The sequence below is a fragment of the Azospirillum brasilense genome (genome assembly GCF_005222205.1).
GTDB lineage: Bacteria > Pseudomonadota > Alphaproteobacteria > Azospirillales > Azospirillaceae > Azospirillum > Azospirillum brasilense_G.
On sequence record NZ_CP032346.1, the window covers coordinates 876,102 to 894,008 of the forward strand.

15 protein-coding genes and 1 tRNA gene are annotated in these 17,907 nt (G+C 65.9%); 10 read left to right on the forward strand and 6 right to left on the reverse strand.

From position 1 onward, the window contains the following. Nucleotides 1-16 precede the first annotated feature (16 nt). Nucleotides 17-586: a ubiquinol-cytochrome c reductase iron-sulfur subunit gene (gene petA, locus D3869_RS18075; RefSeq protein WP_137141292.1), complete on the reverse strand. Its 570-nt coding sequence runs from the start codon at nucleotides 584-586 to the stop codon at nucleotides 17-19. A gap of 256 nt (nucleotides 587-842) precedes the next feature. Between petA and D3869_RS18080 the strand changes: the two genes are divergently transcribed. Together D3869_RS18080 and hemF are read left to right on the forward strand one after the other, a co-directional pair. Continuing rightward, nucleotides 843-1,316, forward strand: a complete 474-nt coding sequence (locus tag D3869_RS18080) for a tRNA (cytidine(34)-2'-O)-methyltransferase (RefSeq protein WP_137141293.1) — start codon at nucleotides 843-845, stop codon at nucleotides 1,314-1,316. Nucleotides 1,317-1,336: 20 nt separating this feature from the next. Further along, nucleotides 1,337-2,224, forward strand: coding sequence for an oxygen-dependent coproporphyrinogen oxidase (gene hemF, locus D3869_RS18085; protein WP_247895918.1), 888 nt, complete (start codon nucleotides 1,337-1,339; stop codon nucleotides 2,222-2,224). Between the two features lie 10 nt (nucleotides 2,225-2,234). On the opposite strand, the gene D3869_RS18090 is transcribed toward hemF, so the two are convergent. The 4 genes from D3869_RS18090 to D3869_RS18105 are packed head-to-tail and all read right to left on the reverse strand — an operon-like array spanning nucleotide 2,235 to nucleotide 5,075. Continuing rightward, the gene (locus tag D3869_RS18090; protein ID WP_137141294.1) at nucleotides 2,235-3,473 is read right to left on the reverse strand and encodes a CCA tRNA nucleotidyltransferase; all 1,239 of its coding nucleotides are present in this window, start codon (nucleotides 3,471-3,473) and stop codon (nucleotides 2,235-2,237) included. A gap of 42 nt (nucleotides 3,474-3,515) precedes the next feature. Further along, nucleotides 3,516-3,806, reverse strand: a complete 291-nt coding sequence (locus tag D3869_RS18095; protein ID WP_137141295.1) for a DUF6111 family protein — start codon at nucleotides 3,804-3,806, stop codon at nucleotides 3,516-3,518. A 13-nt stretch (nucleotides 3,807-3,819) separates the two neighbouring features. Then, on the reverse strand, nucleotides 3,820-4,494 hold the full coding sequence (locus tag D3869_RS18100) for a CoA pyrophosphatase (RefSeq protein WP_247895919.1): 675 nt from the start codon (nucleotides 4,492-4,494) through the stop codon (nucleotides 3,820-3,822). Further along, complete coding sequence (locus D3869_RS18105; RefSeq protein ID WP_137141297.1) at nucleotides 4,491-5,075, reverse strand: DUF1285 domain-containing protein; 585 nt, start codon at nucleotides 5,073-5,075, stop codon at nucleotides 4,491-4,493. Before D3869_RS18105 ends, D3869_RS18100 begins: the two co-directional genes overlap by 4 nt. A gap of 189 nt (nucleotides 5,076-5,264) precedes the next feature. Here D3869_RS18105 and D3869_RS18110 point away from each other — a divergent pair, with 189 nt between their 5' ends. The 7 genes from D3869_RS18110 (at nucleotide 5,265) to D3869_RS18140 (ending at nucleotide 15,383) form a co-directional block, all read left to right on the forward strand. After that, entirely contained in the window at nucleotides 5,265-6,296 is a 1,032-nt protein-coding gene (locus tag D3869_RS18110; protein ID WP_432613423.1) for an AAA family ATPase, read from the forward strand. Between the two features lie 10 nt (nucleotides 6,297-6,306). Continuing rightward, nucleotides 6,307-7,206 carry a DUF58 domain-containing protein gene (locus D3869_RS18115; RefSeq protein WP_137141298.1) on the forward strand — a complete coding sequence of 300 codons (900 nt, stop codon included), beginning with the start codon at nucleotides 6,307-6,309 and terminating at the stop codon, nucleotides 7,204-7,206. A 168-nt stretch (nucleotides 7,207-7,374) separates the two neighbouring features. Then, nucleotides 7,375-10,125, forward strand: a complete 2,751-nt coding sequence (locus D3869_RS18120; RefSeq protein WP_137141299.1) for a DUF4159 domain-containing protein — start codon at nucleotides 7,375-7,377, stop codon at nucleotides 10,123-10,125. Continuing rightward, complete coding sequence (locus D3869_RS18125; protein ID WP_137141300.1) at nucleotides 10,122-12,221, forward strand: glutamine amidotransferase; 2,100 nt, start codon at nucleotides 10,122-10,124, stop codon at nucleotides 12,219-12,221. Before D3869_RS18120 ends, D3869_RS18125 begins: the two co-directional genes overlap by 4 nt. Nucleotides 12,222-12,300: 79 nt before the next feature. After that, nucleotides 12,301-12,375 (forward strand) — tRNA-Gln (locus D3869_RS18130). A 687-nt stretch (nucleotides 12,376-13,062) separates the two neighbouring features. Continuing rightward, entirely contained in the window at nucleotides 13,063-13,389 is a 327-nt protein-coding gene (locus tag D3869_RS18135) for a hypothetical protein (protein ID WP_137141301.1), read from the forward strand. Between the two features lie 350 nt (nucleotides 13,390-13,739). Further along, on the forward strand, nucleotides 13,740-15,383 hold the full coding sequence (locus D3869_RS18140; RefSeq protein ID WP_137141302.1) for a hypothetical protein: 1,644 nt from the start codon (nucleotides 13,740-13,742) through the stop codon (nucleotides 15,381-15,383). 84 nt (nucleotides 15,384-15,467) lie between these two features. On the opposite strand, the gene D3869_RS18145 is transcribed toward D3869_RS18140, so the two are convergent. Continuing rightward, complete coding sequence (locus D3869_RS18145) at nucleotides 15,468-16,871, reverse strand: TIR domain-containing protein (protein ID WP_247895920.1); 1,404 nt, start codon at nucleotides 16,869-16,871, stop codon at nucleotides 15,468-15,470. Between the two features lie 425 nt (nucleotides 16,872-17,296). Between D3869_RS18145 and D3869_RS18150 the strand changes: the two genes are divergently transcribed. Then, a complete protein-coding gene (locus D3869_RS18150; RefSeq protein ID WP_137141304.1) occupies nucleotides 17,297-17,854 on the forward strand; it encodes a recombinase family protein in 558 nt (185 codons plus the stop codon). Nucleotides 17,855-17,907 lie beyond the last annotated feature (53 nt).

The window sequence follows — 17,907 nt, forward strand, 5'->3', positions numbered from 1 at the left end:
GAACCTTAAGGGCCGCTTAGCCGAGCCGGACCGCGGTGTCGCTCGTGAAAGCGTACTGCGGAACGACGAGGTTGGCCGGGGCGGGACCCTTGCGGATGCGCCCTGCGGTGTCGTAGTGCGAGCCGTGGCACGGGCAGAACCAGCCGTCATAGTCGCCGCGCGGATCGGTCGGCTTCTGGCCCAGCGGCACGCAGCCCAAGTGCGTACAGATGCCGACGACGATCAGCCATTCCGGCTTCTTGACGCGGGCGTCGTCGGCGGCCGGGTCGCGCAACTCGCCGAGGTTGACGGTGCGGGCTTCCTCGATCTCCTTCGCCGTGCGGTGGCGGACGAAGACCGGCTTGCCGCGCCAGGTGACGGTGATCGCCTGGCCTTCCTGGACCGGGGCCAGATCCACGTCGATCGAAGCCAGCGCGAGGGTGTCGGCGGCCGGGTTCATGCTGTCGATGAACGGCCAGACGGCCGACGCGACACCAATGGCACCCACGGCACCGGTGGCGAGGTAGAGAAAATCACGGCGGGAAGCCCCCTCGCCGCCGGAGGCCGCGTGGCCACCCGTCCCGGGCGGATGCGTGGTCTGAGCCATAAGCGTTAATCTCCTCAAGGCATACGCGGCGCGCCGAAGCGCCCTATGACACGTGGACCAGTGTTTATCACGACTTGACGGGCATGTCCGCTCACTGGGTGGGTGGGTGCGCGCCGCGTCGACCGGGGTTGTATGTCCCGGGTATCCGGGGTGCGGTATACAGTCGCGGCAACGCCTTGAAAAGGTTTTGTCATCGGGACAACTTGTCGCGCTTTGCGGTGCACCATTAGACTTCGCTGAACCAAAAGGGAATTTCATGCGCCTCGTTCTCTTCGAACCGGACATTCCCCAGAACGCCGGGACTCTGATGCGTCTGGCGGCGGGACTCGGGGTAGCGCTGGACCTGATCGAGCCCTGCGGCTTCGTTCTGGACGACCGCAAGCTGCGGCGGGCCGGCATGGACTACATCGACCAGCTTGCCCTGGTCCGGCACAGCTCCTGGGGCGCCTACCGGGCGTTGCCGCAGGCCGGGCGGCTGGTCCTGCTGACCACCCGCGGCGCCGTTCCCTACACCGATTTCGCTTTCGCGCCCGACGACCGGATCATGGTCGGGCGCGAGAGCGCCGGGGTGCCCGACGAGGTGCACGAGGCCGCCGACGCCCGTCTGGTCATTCCGTTGAAGCCGCCCGCCCGGTCGCTGAATGTTGCGCTGAGTGCCGCGATGGTGTTGGGTGAGGCGCTGCGGCAGACGGCCGCATTGCCGAGCCCCCCGCCCCTCCCCTCGCCCTGACCGATGCCGGACGCCCGCCCATGACCACCTCCCCCGCCGACGCCATGGACATCAGAGCCGCCCGTCAGGCCCAGGCCAGCGCCTGGTTCGCCGAGCTGCGCGACCGCATCTGCGCCGAGTTCGAACGGATCGAGGACGAGCTGACCGGCACCCATTCCGACCTGCCGCCGGGCCGCTTCGAGCGCAAGGGCTGGCAGCGCCCCGACCATGGCGGCGGCGAGGGCGGCGGCGGCGTGATGTCGGTGATGCGCGGCCGCGTGTTCGAGAAGGTGGGGGTCAACGTCTCCACGGTGCACGGCACCTTCAGCCCGGAGTTCCGCGCCAACATCCCCGGCGCCGCGGAGGACGGGCGGTTCTGGGCATCGGGGATCAGCCTCGTCGCGCACATGCGCTCGCCCCTGGTGCCGGCCACCCACATGAACACGCGCCACATCGTGACCAGCCTCGGCTGGTTCGGCGGCGGCGCCGACCTGACCCCGATGGTGCCCGACGAGCAGGACACCGCCGACTTCCACGCCGCCTTCCGCGGCGCCTGCGACCGCCACGACCCGACCTGCTACGCGCGTTACAAGGAGTGGTGCGACCGCTACTTCTTCCTGCCGCACCGGGGCGAGGCGCGCGGCGTCGGCGGCATCTTCTACGACAACCTGGATTCCGGGAACTGGGAGGCCGACTTCGCTTTCACCCGCGACGTGGGCTTGGCCTTCCTGGAGGTCTTCCCCGCCCTGGTCCGCCGCCACATGAACCGCCCTTGGACCCCCGAGCAGCGCGAGCACCAGCTGATCCGCCGCGGCCGCTACGTCGAGTTCAACCTGCTCTACGACCGCGGGACGACCTTCGGCCTGAAGACCGGCGGCAACACCGAGGCCATATTGATGAGCATGCCGCCCGAGGTGAAGTGGCCGTAACGACGGCGCTTCACCCGAGACGCCGCCTCGCCTCCGCCAGACACGCCTCTCGTCCCGGACGGAAGTCCTCGGCGATCCACCACGCCTCGACCTGCTTCAGCAGCGCGCCCACCGCCGGGCCGCGCGGCATCCCCATGGCCAGCAGGTCGCGCCCGGCAATGGGAAGGACCAGGGCCGGCAGATCCTCGGCGGTCGCCAGCGCCGCCTTCACCGCGTCGAGCGCCACCGGTCCGGGGGCGTCCAGCGCCGCCACCAGCACGAGGTCGCGGTACAGTTCGGCGTCGCCCAGCCGGTAGAGCGCCTGCCGCCGCTTCACACAACCGTCGGAGGGCGCCACGGCCATCGGCGGCTCGGTCAGGGCGGCGAGGCGGTCGCGGTCGGCGTTGGACAGGCGCAGAGTCTGGGCCACGGCCAGCGCCCCCGCCCGGTCGGTGTCCAGCACGGCGGCGAAGCGGCGCACCGCGTCGGGCGGCTCGTCCAGATCGTGCTCCAACCGGACCAGCCCGTCCAACCGTGCGGTGCGCACCGCCTCCGGCAACAGATGGGCCATCACGCCGAGCCGGATCATCAACTCCCAGGCCGACGCCGGATCGGGCGCCGCCAACAGGCGGGACAGCTCGCCCCGAACCCGCTCGCCGGACAGGGTGGGCAGGCGGGGGGCCATCTCCGCGCAGGCGGCCAGCGCCGCCGCGTCCGGGGCGCCGCGCCCGTAATGGGCGTGGAAGCGGAAGAAGCGCAGCAGGCGCAGCACGTCCTCCTCGATGCGCTGGCGCGGGTCGCCGACGAAACGCACCCGCCCGGCGGCCATGTCCGCCAATCCCCCGAAGGGGTCATAGACGCAGCCGTCCAGCGTGCAGCTCAGCGCGTTCATGGTCAGGTCGCGCCGGGCCGCGTCCTCCCGCCAGTCGTCGGTGAACTCGACGCGGGCGTGGCGCCCGAAGGTCTCGACGTCGCGGCGCAGCGTGGTGATCTCGTAATGGGCCTTCCCGACCACGGCGGTGATGGTGCCGTGCTCGATCCCGGTGGGGATGGCGCCGATGCCCGCGGCCTTCAGCAAGTCCATCACCCGCTCCGGCGGGGCGTGGGTGGCGATGTCGATGTCCTTGACCTTGCGGCCCAGCCACGCGTCGCGCACGCAGCCGCCGACGAAGCGGGCGTCCGCCCCTCCGGCGGCCAGGGCGTCGAACACGGCGCGCGTCTCGGGCGCGGTCATCCAGGGCTGGGGAGCGATGCGGGCGTTGACGGTCATGGCGGCAGGCTAGCCCGCAAGGCATTCAATTGCCAGAGACGCTCAATTGCCGGAAGGCCCGCCGCCGACCACCCGCCCGTCTTCGACATGGGCCGGGGTGTAGGGCGTGTGCGGCGCCACCCCGCTGGTCAGGGCGACGGAGCCCAAGGTCACCGCCATCGCCGCCACCCCGGCGAAGACCAGCCAAGGCCAGGGCGCCGTCGCCCACCAGGGGGCCGGGGTGTGCGCCTCCTCCGCCTCGCGGCGGCGGCGCTCGACGACCAGCACATAGAGGGCATAGCCGACCGTGGGCAGGAACAGCGGCAGGATGACCGTCAGGAAGATCCGCAGCACCGCGCCGCCCGCCTTACGATGGACCGCCGGCGGGCTGGTCGCCCAGGCGATCGGTTCCCAGGCCGTCGCAGCCCAGCCCTTCAGCGCGCAGGACGTCGCAGAGGTTGACCAGCATCCCCGCCGTCGCTCCCCAGATGAAGCGCTGCTGGTACGGGAAGGCGTAGAAAAAACGCTGGGCGCCCTGGAACTCGCGGCTGTGGCGCTGCGGGTTGGTCGGGTCGAGGATGGCGGCCAGCGGCACCTCGAACACTTCCGCCACCTCGGTCGGGTCGGGAGTCACCTGGAAGGGCGGGCGCACCAGCCCGACCACCGGAGTCACCCGGAAGCCGGTGCGCGTCACATAGGTGTCGAGCCGCCCCAGCACCTCGATATGGTCACGCGCCAGCCCGATCTCCTCCTCGGTCTCGCGCAGGGCGGTGTCCTCCGGGTCGCGGTCGTCGCTCTCCATCCGCCCGCCGGGGAAGCTGATCTGCCCGGCGTGGGCGGTCAGGTTGGCGGTGCGCTGGGTGAAAATGACCGTCAGCTCCTCCGGACGGTCGACCAGCGGCACCAGAACGGCGGCCTCCCGCAGCTTGCCCTGCGACGGCTCGAAACCGGGATTCAGATCATGGTCGCCGCGCACCTTGGCCGGGCGCAGGCCGGCGGCGGCGCTTCCCGGAAAGCGCTTGCGGACCTCATCGAGACTCACCCGCCAGGCAGCCTGCCCAGCGCGAAGAAGACCTTCTTGCTCCATACCCCCACCTCAGCCTCACCATCATGGCCGCGCGTGTCGGCCCGGTCCACCAATTCGTAGTAGACCGGCCGGAGAATTCGCGCTTCGAGCCCGTTTCTTATGAGGATATAGGGCGTCGGCTCGCCATTTTCAGCATTGTGGACGACCCTGATCGGATGATCCGGCCCGCATTCAACCCATTCGTCTAAATTTGTACGGAATGACAGGACCTGTTCGTCTCCACCTCCGCTTGCAGTCATTTCCACGGCGACGAAGGGCGTGTCCTCGACCACGATCCGCCCGCGCTCGACCGGGGTGACCAGCCAGAAGTCGCCGGCCTCGTCGCGCCGCAGGACGGTGGCGAACAGCTTGACCAGCTCGATCCGCCGGATCGGGTCGCCCTCGTGGAACCAGGTGCCGTCGCGGGCGATGCGGATGTCGAACCGCTGCTCCCTTGCGGTCAGGGGCAGGCTATCGACGTTTTCCTCACCTGTCATCCCACCGGGGCGCGTTTCATTTGGGCGCTTGTCATTCGCCCCGTCATTGCCGACCTTCATCGCTAGCCTTCTCGTCTTTTTCGAGCCTGAGGGGCACAGAGGGAACTGGCCGCGCAACGTAATTTCGCCATACTCGTCACATAGGTCCGGACTGGCGGATTTGCCACGATGGCCGTTTCGACACCAGCGGTCATGATTGAGCGGTCATGATTGCCCACCGAGTGCATGGTCTTAAACGGGAGCAGAGACGTGAGCGCAACCGACGCCGCTAATCCGAGCCAGAGCTTTCCCGCCGGCGAGAACCCGCACCAGCTCATGGCGGAGATCGAGGCGCTGGGCGGCCGGCTGACCCATGTCCGCGACCGCATCGGCCGGATCATCTTCGGCCAGCAGGAGGTCATCGACCTCACGCTCATCACGCTTCTGGCCGGCGGCCACGTGCTGCTGATCGGCGTGCCGGGCCTCGCCAAGACGCGGCTGGTCGAGACGCTGGGCACGGTGCTGGGCCTCGCCGAGAAGCGCATCCAGTGCACGCCCGACCTGATGCCCGCCGACATCCTGGGGTCGGAGGTGCTGGAGGAAAACGAGCAGGGCCGCCGCTCCTTCCGCTTCATTCCCGGGCCGGTGTTCAGCCAGCTCCTGATGGCGGACGAGATCAACCGCGCCAGCCCGCGCACCCAGTCCGCCCTGCTCCAGGCGATGCAGGAGCGGCGCGTGTCGGTCGCCGGCCAGTACCACGCCCTGCCCCAGCCCTTCCACGTGCTGGCCACCCAGAACCCGCTGGAGCAGGAGGGTACATACCCGCTTCCGGAAGCCCAGCTCGACCGCTTCCTGATGCAGATCGACGTCGATTACCCGGACCGCGACGCCGAGCGGCGGATGATGATCGCCACCACCGGTTCGCTGGACGAGCAGGCGGTGACGGTGCTCTCGCCCGCCGACCTCCAGGTGGCGCAACGGCTGGTCCGCCGCGTGCCGGTCAGCGAGGGGGTGGTGGACGGCATCCTCGACCTCGTGCGGCGGGGCCGCCCGGAGGCGACCGACCTGCCGGAGGTGCAGCGCCACGTCGCCTGGGGCCCCGGCCCGCGCGCCAGCCAGGCGCTGATGCTCGCCGCCCGCGCCCGCGCGGTGCTGGACGGGCGGCTGGCGCCGTCGCTGGACGACGTGGTGGCCCTGGCGAAGCCCGTGCTGCGCCACCGCATGGCGCTGAACTTCGCAGCTCGGGCGGACGGGATCACGCTGGACGACATCATCAACCGCCTCTGCGCCCCGCTGTCGTAAGGACCCGCCGATGGCCAGCCCCACTCTCGGCGCCACCACCCTGCGGGCGCAGCAGCGCGCGGAGGGGCTGGCCGCCACCCTGCCGCCGCTTCTGGTCGCGGCGGAGCGCGTCGCCTCCACGGTGGCGCAGGGCGTGCACGGGCGGCGCCGCGTCGGGCTGGGCGAGACCTTCTGGCAGTTCCGCCGCTACCAGCCCGGCGATTCGCCGCAGATGATCGACTGGCGGCAGTCCGGCAAGACCCAGCCCGTCTATGTGCGCGAGAACGAGTGGGAGGCTGCCCAGACCGTCTGGCTGTGGCGCGACCGCTCGCCCTCCATGGACTACCGCTCGGTCAACGGCCTGCCGACGAAGCGGGAGCGCGCCGACCTGCTGACCCTCGCCACCGCGGTGCTTCTGGTGCGCGGCGGCGAGCGGGTCGGCCTGCTGAACTCCGGCCAGCGCCCGGACCATGGCAAGTTCGCCCTGAACCGCATGGCCGGTCAGATGACCGACCCGCGCAACGCCCATTCCCCCGACGCGCTGCCGCAGCCCGAGCCGCTGCCCCGCCACGCCCAGGTGGTCCTGGTCGGCGACCTGCTGTCGCCGCTGCCGGAGATCCACGCCACCGTGGCGGCGCTCACCGGACGCGGCGTGCGCGGCCACCTGCTGCAGATCCTCGACCCGGCGGAGGAGACCCTGCCCTACGAGGGCCGCGTCGAGTTCGAAGGCTTCGAAGGCGAAGAGGAACTGCTGGTCCCGCGGGTCGAGGCAGTGCGCGAGACCTACCTGGAGCGGCTGCGCGCCCATCAGGACGGTCTGGACGCGCTCGCCCGCACCGCCGGCTGGACCTACGCCGTCCACCGCACCGACCGGCCGCCACAGACGGCCCTGCTCGGGCTGTGGGGCGCCCTGGCGCGGGAGGCGGTTTAGGTGGGGCCGCGCATTGCCCCCACCCTCCCGCTTCGCGGGTCCCTCCCTCCCCCGCTTCGCAGGGGAGGGCCAGTACGCAAAATCCCCTCCCCTGCGAAGCGGGGGAGGGTTAGGGAGGGGGCAATCGCTTCGCCCTCCATTCCTCATCCTCCAACAGCGTAGACGCCGATGCTGGGTTTCGGACCGATCGCCTTTGCCGTTCCGTGGGTGCTGGCCGCCCTGGCCGTCCTGCCGGTGCTGTGGTGGCTGCTGCGCGTCACACCGCCGGCCCCGCGGGTGGTGCGCTTCCCCGCCATCCGGCTGCTGCGCGACCTGACGGCGCGGGAGGAGACTCCCGCCCGCACCCCGCTGTGGCTGCTGATCCTGCGCCTGATCGTCGCCGCGCTGCTGATCCTGGCGCTGGCCGGGCCGCTGCTGAATCCGCGCGCCGCCCTGCCGGGCAGCGGGCCGCTTCTGCTTCTGGTCGACAACGGCTGGGCGTCGGGCCGCGACTGGACGAGCCGCCGCGCCGCCATGGAGGAGCTGGTGTCGCAGGCGGAGCGGCAGAACCGCCCGGTCGTCCTGCTGCCGACCGCCCGGCCCGCCGGGGGCGAGGCGGTGAAGGCCAGCCCGCCCCTGCCCGCCTCGGAAGCCCGCCGCCTGATCCAGGCGCTGGAGCCACATCCCTGGCCGACCGACCGCGCCGGCGCGCTCGAGGCGGTGCGCGGGCTTGCCGCGCGCGGCTCCGCCCACACCGTCTGGCTGTCGGACGGCATCGGCGACCGCACCGCCCGCGGCCTCGCCGAGACGCTGCAGCGCATGGGCTCCCTGGAGATCCTCGACGATTCCGCGGAGAAGCCGCCCCACCTGCTGCTCCCGCCATCGTCGGAGGGCGCCGGCCTGTCGGCCCGCGTGGTGCGCGCCGACGCCTCGCGCCCGGAAAGCGTCACCGTGCGCCTGTCCGGCGCCGACGGCCGCCTGCTGACCCGCCAGCCCGTCGCCTTCGACGCCGGGCAGCTCACCCGCGAGGTGCGTTTCGAGGTGCCGGCGGAGCTGCGCAACGACGCCGCCAGCCTGCGCGTGGAGAACGACACCACCGCCGGGGCCACCGTCCTCCTTGATGAGCGCTGGCGCCGCCGCCCGGTCGGGCTGGCCTCGGGCCGCGCCAGCGGCGAGAACCAGCCGCTGCTGTCCGACCTGCACTATCTGGAACGGGCGCTGGCCCCCTACAACGAGGTGCGGCGCGGCGAGCCGGACGAGCTTCTCAAGCGCGACCTCGCCGTACTGGTGCTGTCGGACATCGGCGCCCTGACCGGGCAGGAAGCCCAGACCATCGAGGACTGGGTGCGCAAGGGCGGCGTCCTGCTGCGCTTCGCCGGGCCGCGGCTGGCCCAGAACCCCGACCGTCTGGTGCCGGTGCGCCTGCGTCTGGGCGACCGGGCGCTGGGCGGCGCCCTGTCCTGGTCGGAGCCGGCGAAGCTCCAGCCCTTCGACGGCCGCAGCCCCTTCGCCGGCCTGCACATCCCCGACGACGTCGCCGTCTCGCGGCAGGTGCTGGCCGAACCGGCGCTGGACCTCGCCGACCGCACCTGGGCGCGGCTCCAGGACGGCACGCCCCTGGTCACCTCGGAGAAGCGCGGAGACGGCTACATCGTGCTCGTCCACACCACCGCCAGCCCGGAATGGTCGAACCTGCCGATGTCCGGCCTGTTCGTCGACATGCTGCGCCGTCTGGTGACGCTGAGCGGCGGCGTCGCCGGGGGCGCCCATGGCGGCACGCTGGAGCCGCTGGAGGTGCTGGACGGCTTCGGCCGGCTGGTGCCGCCGCCGGCCGCCGCCTTCCCCATCGCCGGGGACGCCGGGGCCGACGTGCTCGGCCCGCGCCACCCGCCGGGCTTCTACGGCACTGAGGAAGCCCGCCGCGCCCTGAACCTGACCGCCACGCTGACGCGGATCGAGCCGCTGGGCGCCATGCCCGGCGGCGTCGCCCGCGGCCCCTACGGCACGCGGGGCGAGGTGGCGCTGAAGCCGGCGCTGCTCGGCATCGCGCTATCGCTCGCCATGATCGATCTGCTGATCGCCCTCATGCTGCGCGGCCTGCTCGGCGGCTGGCGCTTCGGCGGCAAGGGAGGCGGTGGCAAGCGTCGCCGGGCCGGGGCCGCCGCCGCGGTCCTGCTGACGCTGGGCGCGGCGCTGCCCATGGCCGCGGTGCCCTGGTCCTCCGCCCGCGCCGACGACGCGCAGTCGACCAAGGTGACGGCGGAGACCTACCTCGCCTATGTGCGCACCGGCAACGGCGCGGTGGACGACACCTCGCGCGCCGGGTTGGAAAGCCTCGTGGACGTGCTGACCCGCCGCACCGCGGTGGAGGCGGCCGGGGCGGTGGGCGTCGATCCGGAAACCGACGAGCTGGCCTTCTACCCCCTGCTCTACTGGCCGGTGTCGGGCGGCCAGCGCGCGTTGAGCGACCACGCCCGCGCCCGGCTGAACGAGTACATGCGCAACGGCGGCACCATCCTGTTCGACACGCGCGACCAGTCGGCGGGTGCCGTCGGCGGCAACCAGGCGCTCCAGGGGATGGTGGAGGGGCTGGACATCCCGCCGCTGGCCCTGGTGCCGCCCGACCATGTGCTGACCAAGTCCTTCTATCTGCTGAACGATTTCCCAGGCCGCTACAACGGCGGCAATCTGTGGATCGAGGCGCGCGAGGGTCGCGCCAACGACGGCGTGTCCCCGGTGCTGATCGGCGGCAACGACTGGGCCGCCGCCTGGGCGGCGAACCGCAACGGCCAGCCTCTGTACGCCGTCGTCCCCGGCGGGGAGCGGCAGCGCGAGATGGCCTACCGCTTCGGCGTCAACCTCGTCATGTACGCGCTGACCGGCAACTACAAGGCCGATCAGGTCCATGTGCCCGCGATCCTTGAGAGGCTCGGCCAGTGACCCTGCTTGACGGAACCTCCATCGCCCTGGCGCCGCTGCTCCCCTGGGTCTTCCTGGTGCCGCTGTTCGTGGTGGCGCTGGCGATCCTGGCGCTGGCCGTCTTCCGCCGGGCGCGCGGCGTCTGGCTGCGCGCCCTGGCGGTGGCGGTGCTGGCGCTGGCGCTGATCAACCCGTCGCTGGTGCAGGAGAAGCGGGAGCCGATCAAGGACGTGGCCGTCGTCGTGCTCGACGCCTCGCCCAGCCAGAACATCGGCGACCGCCGCGCCCGCGCCGAGGCCGAGCTGGAGCGGCTGACCGAGCGGCTGAAGGCCTTCGACGATCTGGAGCTGCGGGTGGTCCGCGCCGGCGACGCGGAATCCGGCGCCTCCGCCATCAACGAGACGCACCTGTTCGACGCGCTGAACCGCGCCATGGCCGACGTGCCGCGCCGCCGCATGGCCGGGGCTGTGCTGATCACCGACGGGCAGGTCCACGACGTTCCGGAAAACCTCGCCCGGCTGGCCGAGATCGGCCCGGTGCACACGCTGCTGACCGGCAACCGCGACGAGGGCGACCGCCGTCTGGCCATCGTCCAGGCCCCGGCCTACGGCCTCGTCGGCAAGCCGGTGGAGCTGACCATCCGGGTGGACGACATGCCGCGCCGCCAGTCGGCCGACGCGGCGGTGACCCTGCGCCAGGACGGCGGGCCGCCGCGCACCATCCGCGTGCCCGTGGGCCAGGACTTCCACATGGAGCTGCCGGTCAACCACGGCGGCCAGAACGTTTTGGAGATGGAGGTCGAGGCGGCGCGGCAGGAGTTGACGCTCGCCAACAACCGCACCGCCGTGGTGGTGAACGGGGTGCGCGACCGCCTGCGTGTCCTGCTGGTCTCCGGCGAGCCGCACGCCGGCGAGCGGACGTGGCGCAACCTGCTGAAGGCCGACCCGTCGGTCGATCTCGTCCACTTCACCATCCTGCGCCCGCCGGAGAAGCAGGACGGCACGCCGATCCGCGAGCTGTCGCTGATCGCTTTCCCGATCCGCGAGCTGTTCGAAATCAAGCTGGACGAGTTCGACCTGATCATCTTCGACCGCTACCGCCGGCGCGGCGTGCTGCCGCAGATGTATCTGGAGAACATCGCCGAGTACGTGCAAAAGGGCGGCGCCCTGCTGGAGGCCTCCGGTCAGGGCTACGCCACGCCGCTGTCGCTGTTCCGCACGCCGCTGGGCCAAGTGATGCCGGCGGAGCCGACCGGTCAGGCCATCGACCGCCCCTTCAAGCCGACCGTGACGGAGGTTGGCCGCCGCCATCCGGTGACCGCCGGCCTGCCCGGCGACCGCCCGGACGGCGAGCCGAGTTGGGGCCGCTGGTTCCATCAGGTGGAGGTGGTGCCGGGCAACGGCGCGGTGGTGATGAACGGCGCCGACGACCGGCCGCTGCTGATCCTCGACCGCGTCGGCAAGGGCCGGGTGGCGCAGCTGGCGTCCGACCAAATGTGGCTGTGGAGCCGCGGCTTCGAGGGCGGCGGCCCGCAGGCCGAGCTTCTGCGCCGCCTCGCCCACTGGCTGATGAAGGAGCCGGAGCTGGAGGAAAACGACCTGCGCGCCCATGTGGACGGCAACCGCATCACGGTGGAGCGCCGCTCCCTGGAGCCCGACCCGCGCAGCATCACCCTCACCACCCCGTCCGACGAGACCCGAACGCTGGAAATGACCGAGGACCGCACCGGCCGCGCCAGCGCCACCGTGGTCGCCGGCGAACCGGGCATCTACCGCATCACCGACGGCGAGCGCACGGCGCTGGCCGTGGTGGGCGCCGTCAACCCGCCGGAGCTGGCCGACGTGCGCTCCACCGGCGACCGCTTGTCGGGCGTCGCCGACGAGACCGGCGGCGGCGTGCATTGGATTTCCGACACGGAGGGCGGCGTGCGTCCCGGCATCGACGTGCGCCGCACCCGCCCCGACCGGACGCAGACCGGAAACGACTGGATCGGCCTGCGCGCCAACGGCGATTTCACGGTGACGGGGGTGTCGGAAGTGCCGTTGCTGCCGGTGGGCGCGGTGCTGGCGCTGGCGCTGGGCGCTCTGCTGATGGCGTGGCGTCGCGAGGGCCGGTAAGGGTCAACGAAGCTGTTGCATTCGGGTCGGGTTTCCGCTTATGGTCCCGACCCTTCCGGCGCTGATCGCGCCGTTCGGTTGGGGCGTCGCCAAGCGGTAAGGCAGCGGTTTTTGGTACCGCCATTCCCAGGTTCGAATCCTGGCGCCCCAGCCATCTTCCTATTTCCTAACTAAATCAATGCTTTACTGGGATTTTTTGGTAAGCAATGGTACACGGCGATGGTACATACCGCTGTGGCACGTTGCCTATCGGAACTGGCACTCCAATGCCCGGCAGACCTTGCTCCTTGTAGACTCGCTGGATAGCCCCTCGGATCGTTAGGTAGTCGAGTAGCGTCCCTATCCTCAGACTAAGCCCAGCCGCCCCGCAATGGGCCTCCTTAGGGCCATGCGCTGGCCGAGACGCCAAGCACCTCGCCCTCATCGGAAGCGGAGACAACCGCAGATGCAGAGCGGCACGCTTGCCGTAGGAGTCCCAAACTTCCCTACATGGAACCAAAGCCCTCCCGCCCTTCCTCAATAGTCACTTCGAAAATACCGACTTTTGGGCTGTGTTGTGGTTGGTGTGGCTTCAGCAATCCCCTCAATCCCGACCGCACTCGTATGGCAGGAATCACCGGAAGCTGTCCGTTAGGACGCCATGCAACGATGATTGGGATTTCAGCCTACCTTTTTTGATGGCAACACCACCTATAGCGCACAATAAGCCCACAGAATACTAAGGGTTGGGTGTGCGATGCGCCATCACCGTCCGTGCTAGCCAATTCCACCACCCTGAGGGAAAATCGCCAACTCAGGGGATCGAATATGCTGTCAACCATCGCCGCGGACCTGACGTCCCTTGGCCCATGAAGTGAACGACGCCCACGCTCAGGCCCATCGTGACGCCGAACATGCTCTCCGTATCCATGCCCTTTCCGAACGCGGGATGGAACACGAACGGGATGTAGCGGCGAACAATCTAACCGAAGTAGCCGAAGCGTTTGGAATGACCGCGGAAGCCGTGGTTAAGCGAACAAACGAACTGTGGCCGGGCAACGACCTTACCGATCATGGAAGGAAGGTTCATGGCAGTGAAGAACGTCTGAAGATAGAAGCTTCTTCTTTCCAGAAAAGAGCATCCATCTACCGCGATCTAGAAGAGAGTTTCTTCAGCACCCCCAAGTAAGACATTCTCCATATCCTCGCGATCTTCGGATCAAAGGCGTTTAGCAATGGAGAAAGGCTGTATAGCGAAGACAGTCTGAAAACTCCTCCCTACAAATAAGGGGGATAAGTCTATTAGACAGAATAGAACCTCCCCTCTTAATTACATCAAACAACCAACATAGGAAAACTATGAATCTGACCACTATCCCATCCACTGAGGCTGCGGACAATGCACCGTCATACCCTACGGCCCATTACCATAGTTCTCTTTCCACTATCACGATTGATTGTTTGATGAGGTATTTCACCTCAGTCGGCCATAGTCCAAGCCCCTCCATGTGGGACGCTTTGTCCGATCAGGTTGGGGCTATGGAGGCCATGGCAAACGGTACAGCCCTGCCCAGCCTCTACTTGTCATCGCTGGACCCAGGGGTAGGCAAGACTCAGGCCCTCTACGCCTTTGTCCGCAACCTTGTCCGCTCCCCCGCCCATGCTGGTGTTGGTGTGTTGATCTGTCTTGGTCGTCTGGATGAAGTCAGTAGCTTTGTGAAGGGTATGAACGCCTTCGGAACACTTCCGCCGACAGCCGTTGCCGTTATGACCAGCGATCCCAAACGGAATGCCCTCGGTCATCTCGTGCCCCAAGAGGCCCAGGTGTTGGTTACCACCCACCAGCGTTTGGAGCAGATGCGAGGCCGAAGGCTGTCCGAGGCCGCAGCCTTCTCCTTCCAGGGAAAGCCCAGGGCGGTAAGGGTCTGGGACGAGTCGTTCCTTCCTGCCCGTGCTGTGGTCCTGAACACCGATGCTATCGCGAGCCTTCTGGAAACTCTGTCCACCATCAACCACGACCTACGCAACCGGATCATGGCGATGGTGAATGAGATTGAAGGGCTGTCCGATAACAGCACCTACACCGTGCCTGACTTCGTGACGGATTACAGGATCAGGCTTCCGAAAGTGGTCCGTGCCTTGGGCCGGAATGCATCCACGAGGCTGAAGGATGCGGCAGCCGACCTCTGGCACCTCTCGGGGCGGACCGTGAGCGTCAGGTGCGGCAATAGGGACGGTTGGGCCTTGGTGGATTACCGGGACAGCCTCCCGCCCGATCTGGCCCCCATGCTCATTCTGGATGCGTCTGGGCGTGTCCGTGCCACCTATGACGACATGGAAGCCCGTGGCCTACTGGTGAGGCTCAAATCGGCAGTGAAGCGGTACGATAACCTCACCGTCCATCTGTGGAACAAAGGCGGGGGCAAGTCTTCCTTTGCCAACAACAGCGAGGCGATGTGCAAGGAGGTTGCTCGCATGGTTCTGACTAGACCGAAGCAACCGTGGTTGGTGATCGTCCACAAACCTCATCCCACTGGCGGAGATTATGAGCGGTTAGTTCGCCAGCATCTACAGGGGGCCGACGTGGATATAGCCTTCTTGACTTGGGGAAACCACATGGCGACCAATGCTCATGTAGACCGCCCAAATGTGATCCTCGCCGGAACGCTTTTCTACAGCATCGCTCAGTATGAGGCCCTGAAGCGAGCGGCAGCCGAAATCCGAGCACCTGATGGGCAGATCACTGAGGAAGCCATCGTACGGGTACGCCGAGGAGAATTCCTGCACCACATTCTCCAAGCCCTGTGCCGTGCATCCGTCCGGCGGTGTGTGGATGGAGGCTGTGCCCCGTGTAACGCCTATATCATCGCTGAAAGCCGCCATGGTGTCCAAAAGGCGCTGGCTGAGGCTTTCCCCGGTGTAAAGGCCCGGTCTTGGCGTGAAGAGGGGTGGGGTTTGACTGGCTTGGTAAGCAAGGCTGTAGAGTACCTTACGAATTGGGCGAAAACCGCCAGCGCAGGCGCTACAATTAAGTTCAAAGATGTAGCCCGCGCTATTGGCATGAAACCGGATAGTTTCAATAAGGACGTACGGAATCACCCTGACTTCAGAGAATTTATTCTAGAGACTCATATTATTGAAGGAGGGGGGAGAATTCGGAAAACATCATTCGTGATTATATGAGATACCGAATATCAATTCCTTCCAGAATATCGTGAAAATGACAAAGGGGAGGGGACTTCTGCCCTCCCCATGCTATTTCATTACCTACACAGCCGCGACGGCGCCCTCCTTGCTTTCTTCCGTTTCCATTTCTTCAATTCTCGCCTGCGCTTGCGCAACCGCAGCTTCTTGCTTATCTGATGAAAGCCTTTTCTCAAGTGTATTGGCTATAGTCTCTACTTGTTGGTCTAAGTTGCCTGTGGGGTCATAGACCAGTCCCCCATACTTTTGAATGTCGGAGAAAAACCCCTCTTGCACAGTGGTAAACCGAATGGGAAGAACACTCTGATTGCCAAATCTGTGCTTGAAGTTTTCGCTTTCAATCTTTGTCCATAGGCGTGTCGGGTATTGTGGGCTCAGAAATGGGACAATGTATTTGGCCTCAGACCGGTAGATTGGAGCGAGGTATTCCTCGACATCCGCCCCAATTATTAAATGCTGCTCGTTAAAATCATAAAATACATGTATTTCCCTATCCTCAAGCGCTTTAAACAAAGCTTCCGCGACGGAGCGGTCCGCCCCCGCAAAGGACAATGCAAAATCGTAGCGAGATGGAAAGTGGTCATTGACGAACCCGGCCTGCTTTGTGAAATTTCTCCAGACGAGATTTTTTATGAAAAAGACGAATTTGGGATCTTCAATGCTAAGAACCGAGCTTTCTGGCTCATAGTGGAAGTACGCCTCAAGCTTATCCCTTTTTTCAATTAGAAAATTCTGAAGGTGTCCCTTCTCTACTACCTGCCCAACACTACCACGGTGAAGTGGGCGCTGAGTAATTTCAGACCTTAGATCGATTGACCATTCATTTGCTTCAGATAACCAGCGGAGTATATGAAGGTAGGGCGCCCTTCCACCTCTTCTTGGCTTGAATCCACGAGCGAACAAGATAGCTGGCTCGAAGAATACTCTTGAGAAACTTTCCATAACACTTTCGGTAATGACCTCTACGCTCGTTGGCACCTCGCAATGTTGATGTGACGACTCGGTAATATCTGATTTTACGCAAATATTGTGGCATAGTATTTGTGTTATGTGGAAGCTACCTTGTGCCTTGGCGATCACGCTGTCCTTGTGCCTTAATGATATATTAAGCGCCTGTTCTCCGAGCCCGATGAGTTCTAAAATTTTGTCTTCTGGATTGGCCTCCAGTCGAAAGACGTCCATTCTCATGCCAAGGTCATGAGCAAACCTTACAAGGCGCTCTCCTGCCTTGTTGATGCCGACAAGAATAAGCTTATTACTTGGGCTGGCAGCGTCTGCCAGCGTCTTCATATAATCCGAAAGCCGTTGCTTTACCTCATCCGGGAGCCGATGAAAATCATCAACTATGACTGTACCTATGTCCCTCATGTTGGGGAGTTCAGATATAAATTCTACGTCATTAGGTTTTCTGGCACTCAACATGAGCGATGCATCAGCGACACCCAACTCTTCAAGAATGCGCGTCACGCTTGTCGTTTTTCCGATACCGGAAGGCCCTTCGACGACAACGCACCTCCCGGGCGTTCGGATAGCGACCTTTAGCTGCCCATACTCAACCGGCTGAACAAACGTGTGAGTCGGAACACCAGATAAGCAAAAAACTTCTTCCAAATATGGCATTTTCAATCACCGCGCACACATTGTGGGTAATCCATTCTCCTAAAAGATGACCGCTATGGCAAGGGGCAGTGTCTTGGTTGTGTATAGGAAATCCGCTCATCTGACTGCGTCACATGATTGCCTCGTAAAAGTGCGCCTATCTCAATAGCCCTTGCCCCTGTGAGTCGTCCCAACGCCAAGCCCAAGCCGTCTCACTGAAATCCAGTTGACAGTTTTGGGACGATTGGGCGATAACGTCTAAGGGTTCATTGAGACGCTTGGGACGACTCGCCATGTTGATCGGATACGCTCGCACCTCCACCCTGGACCAGAAGGCCAGCATTGAGGCCCAGGCCCGCGACCTACAGGCCGCAGGGTGTGAGAGGCTGTTTCAGGAACAGGTGTCCTCAGTGGACGTGGCGAACCGGGATCAGCTTGCCCAAGCCCTCGACTTCATCCGGGAAGGGGATGCCTTGGTGGTGACGAAGCTGGACCGCTTGGCCCGCTCCGTCGCTCACCTCATGACGATCCTCGACGCGCTAAAGGCCAAGGGTGCGTCTCTGCGTATCCTCAATATGGGGATCGATACCGCCACCCCCACCGGCAAGCTGATGCTGACCATGCTCGCGGGTGTGGCCGAGTTCGAACGGGACATCATGTTGGAGCGCCAGCGCGAAGGCATCGCCAAGGCCAAGGCCGAAGGCAAGTACAAGGGACGCAAGCCCACGGCACAGGCCAAATCTGAGGACGTAATGGCCCTGAAGGCCCAGGGTATCGGTGCGTCGGAGATTGCTAAACGCCTCGGGATCGGTCGGGCCAGCGTTTACCGGATTATCGAAGCACATCCCTAAGCCAAGCGGAGATGGCTATAGGAGTCCCTTGACACCCCTTAGGACTCCAAGCC